Annotated in this window: 4 protein-coding genes; all 4 read left to right on the top strand. The window is 71.4% G+C overall.

Translation table 11 applies throughout. The features are described from left to right. Nucleotides 1-329: 329 nt before the first annotated feature. Nucleotides 330-1,106: a spermidine synthase family protein gene (locus KN815_RS47425; protein ID WP_216347959.1), complete on the top strand. Its 777-nt coding sequence runs from the start codon at nucleotides 330-332 to the stop codon at nucleotides 1,104-1,106. Nucleotides 1,107-1,210: 104 nt separating this feature from the next. Next, nucleotides 1,211-1,951 carry a response regulator transcription factor gene (locus KN815_RS47420; protein WP_014054863.1) on the top strand — a complete coding sequence of 247 codons (741 nt, stop codon included), beginning with the start codon at nucleotides 1,211-1,213 and terminating at the stop codon, nucleotides 1,949-1,951. Between the two features lie 140 nt (nucleotides 1,952-2,091). Continuing rightward, complete coding sequence (locus KN815_RS47415; RefSeq protein ID WP_216347960.1) at nucleotides 2,092-3,258, top strand: HAMP domain-containing sensor histidine kinase; 1,167 nt, start codon at nucleotides 2,092-2,094, stop codon at nucleotides 3,256-3,258. A gap of 247 nt (nucleotides 3,259-3,505) precedes the next feature. Then, nucleotides 3,506-3,829 (top strand): 2-oxoglutarate dehydrogenase E1 subunit family protein (locus KN815_RS47410; protein ID WP_216347958.1); only part of this gene is annotated, 324 nt, incomplete at its 3' end.

The following is a 3,829-nucleotide window of genomic DNA, read 5'->3' as shown; positions in this document are numbered from 1 at the left end:
GTCCGCGCGCCCGGGACGGCCGGAGGGCGCCCGGGCGCGGCCGGCGCAGACCCCGCCGACGCCCCGGCGGCATCCGCGTCTTCGGGCTCCGCGTCCGTCGCCCCTCGTATCGATGTCGTCAACGCCCGCGCCCCTTCCTCACTCCCTCTGCTCTCCGAATATCCGCGACAACGGGAACAACAACCCGGAGGCCGTGAGTCATGTCACCGTGGCGACGGCTGTGACGTGGGCGACGTCATGGCACCGGACCACCGGGGAATCGGTTGGACCGGCGGGCGAGACCGGCGCGAGGATGGCGGCATCAGGACCACCCGGGAGGACCCCACCCCATGCCGCCGCAACCGCAGCCGCCGTACGACCTCCAGCCCGCCGACGACGACCGGCCGGTGACCGTCGACCGCCGGGAGGGTCCGTACGGCGAGGTGGTGCTGCGGCGGCGCGGCGGCGGAGGGCCGGGCGACGCCGTCTTCGAGATCATCGCCAATGGGTGCTTCCTCATGGACACCTCCGACGGCCGCTCCGAGCGGCTGCTCATCCGCGCCGCGCTCGGCACGCTGCCCGCCGACCGGCCCTCCCCCGCCCTGCTCATCGGTGGGCTCGGCGTCGGGTTTTCGCTGGTCGAGGCGGTGGCGGAGCCCCGGTGGGGGCGGATCTCGGTGGTCGAGCGGGAGGCGGCGGTGATCGACTGGCACCGCGATGGACCCCTGGCGGCCATGACCGCCGGGGCGCTGGCCGATCCGCGCGCCGAGATCGTCCACGCCGATCTGGTCGCCTGGCTGCGGACCGGCCCGGAGACCTCGCAGACACCGCACACCCCACAGACACCGCGGCCCCCGCGGACCTATGACGCGCTGTGCCTGGACATCGACAACGGCCCCGACTGGACCGTCACCGAGGACAACGACGGCCTCTACTCCCCCGCCGGGCTCGCCGCCTGCGCCGCGCGCCTCGCGCCGGGCGGAGTGCTGGCCGTATGGTCGGCGCGGCCGTCACCCGCGTTCGAGGAATCTCTCCGTAATGCCGGGTTCACGCGGGTGCGTACGGAAGAGGTCACCGTTGCCCGGGGTGTTCCCGACGTCGTGCATCTCGCCGTTCGGGGCGCGTAGCAAAGCCGCGTACGCTGGCTTTACGCTTGCTTGCCTACCAAACGCGGCTGAGCGATGACCAGGCGCGAGCCGTGGGTTTCACCGGAAGACGCAGGGGCGGGCGTATGGAGCAGACTCATAACGGTCACAACGGGACCGCCACGACCACCCCTGGCGCACAGCGCCGGGTCCTCGTCGTCGAGGACGATCCGACCATAGTGGACGCCATCGCGGCCCGGCTGCGTGCCGAGGGGTTCCAGGTCCAGACGGCGGGAGACGGTCCGGCGGCGGTCGACACGGCCGAGGCGTGGCAGCCCGATCTGCTGGTCCTCGATGTGATGCTGCCGGGCTTCGACGGTCTGGAGGTCTGCCGCCGGGTACAGGCCCGCCGTCCGGTGCCGGTACTGATGCTGACCGCGCGCGATGACGAGACCGACATGCTGGTGGGGCTCGGGGTCGGCGCCGACGACTACATGACCAAGCCGTTCTCCATGCGCGAACTGGCCGCGCGGGTGCATGTGCTGCTGCGGCGGGTGGAGCGGGCGGCGCTGGCCGCGCACACCCCGCGCAGCGGGATTCTGCGCCTGGGCGAGCTGGAGATCGACCACGCCCAGCGCCGGGTGCGGGTGCGCGGCTCGGATGTGCATCTGACCCCGACCGAGTTCGATCTGCTGGTCTGTCTGGCCAACACCCCGCGCGCGGTGCTCTCGCGTGAGCAGTTGCTGGCCGAGGTGTGGGACTGGGCGGACGCCTCGGGCACCCGCACCGTGGACAGCCATATCAAGGCGCTGCGGCGGAAGATCGGCGCGGAGCGGATCCGTACGGTGCACGGCGTCGGCTACGCCCTGGAGACCCCGGCGGCATGAGGAAGGGCCGCTGGGCGCGCAGGGTTCCCAAGGTCTGGCGGATTCCCGGGGCCCTGGTGCCCAAGGGCTGGCGGATCCCCGGGGCCCTGGTGCCCAAAGGCTGGCGGATCCCCGGAGCCCGGGTTCCCAAGGTCTGCCGGATGTATGTCGACCCCAAGGGCCGGCGGGCGCTGTCCCGCGCCACCTGGGCCCGGATCTGGGAGGCGCTGCGGCCCTTCGACCCGTACCGCTCGGTCAAGGCGGCGCTGGGGGCGCTGGTCATCGGCTCGGTGATCATCACCACGTGGCTGGTCTTCGCGGCGGTGCACTCCGATACCGAGCTGCGCGTGATCACCATCTTCTCGATCATCGCCTCGCTGTTGATCACCCAGTTCGTGGCCCACGGGCTGACCGCGCCGCTGGACGAGATGACCGAGGTCACCCGGGCGATGGCGAACGGCAACTACACCCGGCGGGTCCAGGCGGCCCAGCGCCGGGACGAGTTCGGCGACCTGGCGACCGCGTTCAACCGGATGGCGGCCGACCTGGAGGCGGTGGACACCCACCGCAAGGAACTGGTCGCCAATGTCTCGCATGAGCTGCGCACCCCCATCGCGGCCCTGCGCGCCGTGCTGGAGAACGTGGTGGACGGGGTCTCGGAGGCCGATCCGGAGACCATGCGGGTCGCGCTGCGGCAGACCCAGCGGCTGGGCCGCCTGGTGGATCAGCTTCTCGATCTCTCCCGCCTCGACAACGGGGTGGTGCCGCTGCACATGCGGCGGTTCGAGGTCTGGCCATATTTGGCCGGAATCCTCAAGGAGGCGAGCATGGCCAAGGGCGCGGAGTCCCAGTCGGGCGCGCACACCCGGACGGACGTCCATCTCAATCTGGACGTCTCCCCGCCCGAGCTGACCGCCCACGCCGACGCCGAGCGGCTGCACCAGGTGATGGCGAACCTCATCGACAACGCGGTGAAGCACAGCCCGGCGCACGGCCGGGTGACCGTGCGCGCCCGGCGCGGTGCCGGCGGCCCGGAGAGCCTGGAGCTGGAGGTGCTGGACGAGGGCCCCGGCATCCCGGAGGCGGAGCGGCACCGGGTCTTCGAGCGGTTCAACCGGGGCGGGCTCTCCCCCGACAGCTCGGCGAACGGGAGCCGGCGCCGGCCGGGCCAGGTCAGCGACGGCGGCACCGGTCTGGGGCTGGCGATCGCGCGCTGGGCGGTGGATCTGCACGGCGGGCGGATAGGCGTGGCGGAGTCCCCGCGGGGCTGCCGGATCCAGGTCACCCTCCCCGGACCGGCACCGGAATCCAAACCGGCCACCCCCTGAGATCAAAGTTGAAGTAAAGTCACTCCTGTCGCGCACATACGAGCGGCAGGGGTGCACGTTTGCGCTGCCCCGCGTGAGGAAACACACGAAACCCCGGGTGTTTCCCGGTGAGTCATGCGCTGAAACCCGCCAATCAATGTGACTTGCGCGACGATGACCAGTGCGGCCTGCACGTAAGGGTCCAAGGGGCGTAGCCTTAATTCCCGCTGTCCACCACCTTAGGAAGCGGAAGAGGGCGGTTGCCGCCGTGTCGCCACAGTCCCCCAACACCTCGAGCGTCTCGACCGATGAGCAGGACGGGCAGGGAAGTAACCCTGCTGCTGCCTTCGGCCCCAATGAGTGGCTCGTCGACGAGATCTACCAGCAGTACCTCCAGGACCCGAACTCGGTCGACCGAGCCTGGTGGGACTTCTTCGCCGACTACAAGCCGGGTCAGGACACCGGCTCCGCGGTGGTCAAGCCACCACAGGGAGTAGCAGCGAGTGCCGCCCCGGCGGCTCCGGCCCAGCCGGCGGAGGCCAAGCCCGCCGTCCCGGCCGCGAAGCCCGCCGAGGCCCAGCCCGCCGCGGCG

The organism is Streptomyces niphimycinicus, assembly GCF_018883605.1.
In the GTDB taxonomy this organism is placed as follows: Bacteria; Actinomycetota; Actinomycetes; order Streptomycetales; family Streptomycetaceae; genus Streptomyces; species Streptomyces niphimycinicus.
Note: the sequence above shows the minus strand (reverse complement) of the source record. Positions and strands in the feature narration are given on the sequence as shown.

What these genes read in the sequence shown, in the direction of transcription:
- KN815_RS47420 (WP_014054863.1), top strand. Translation starts at nt 1,211, where the DNA reads ATGGAGCAGACTCATAACGGTCACAACGGGACCGCCACGACCACCCCT.
- KN815_RS47425 (WP_216347959.1), top strand. Translation starts at nt 330, where the DNA reads ATGCCGCCGCAACCGCAGCCGCCGTACGACCTCCAGCCCGCCGACGAC.
- KN815_RS47415 (WP_216347960.1), top strand. Translation starts at nt 2,092, where the DNA reads ATGTATGTCGACCCCAAGGGCCGGCGGGCGCTGTCCCGCGCCACCTGG.